The sequence below is a fragment of the Shewanella sp. UCD-FRSSP16_17 genome (assembly GCF_001675935.1).
Lineage (GTDB): Bacteria > Pseudomonadota > Gammaproteobacteria > Enterobacterales > Shewanellaceae > Shewanella > Shewanella japonica.
In genome coordinates, this window is sequence record NZ_LZFV01000039.1 from 1 (window position 1) to 692 (window position 692).

The window sequence follows — 692 nt, forward strand, 5'->3', positions numbered from 1 at the left end:
AGACTTAAGGGCTAATCCCCGTTCGCTCGCCGCTACTAGGGGAATCTCGGTTGATTTCTTTTCCTTCGGGTACTTAGATGTTTCAGTTCCCCGAGTTCGCCTCATACAGCTATGTATTCACTGTATGATGACCACTTATGTGGCCGGGTTTCCCCATTCGGACATCGTTAGCTCAAATGCTTGTTACTAGCTCGCCAACGCTTTTCGCAAGTTACTACGTCCTTCATCGCCTCTGACTGCCAAGGCATCCACCGTATACGCTTAGTCACTTAACCATACAACCCAAATAAGTTTCAAAAGAAACTCAAGTTGTACCGTAACTAGCTGGTTTATTACATAATTTGCATGTGAATTAACACTACACAAATTCGCCTTAGTTTTAGAATATTCAAGACACTTAATAAAGTGTTTTGAGAACTCAATGTATTACTAAAAAGGGATTAACTTCTCAGTAATACGATTTGTAATTAATACAACGACAGACATCATCGTATTAAATACTATCAGCTTTCCAAATTGTTAAAGAGCGGGCTTAAAAAAGCCAAAGATAAAACTGTCGTTTTATCTTTGGCGTCTCTATCCATGAGCAAGTAAATGGTGGAGCTATGCGGGATCGAACCGCAGACCTCCTGCGTGCAAGGCAGGCGCTCTCCCAGCTGAGCTATAGCCCCATTTACATGCAGTCAAACAAA

The 692-nt window shown here is 41.9% G+C and carries 1 tRNA gene and 1 rRNA gene; both read right to left on the reverse strand.

What is annotated here, in order from left to right:
• Positions 1–275, reverse strand: a 23S ribosomal RNA gene (locus A9267_RS17015); the annotation flags it as partial.
• A 320-nt stretch (positions 276–595) separates the two neighbouring features.
• Positions 596–671 (reverse strand) — tRNA-Ala (locus A9267_RS17020).
• Positions 672–692 lie beyond the last annotated feature (21 nt).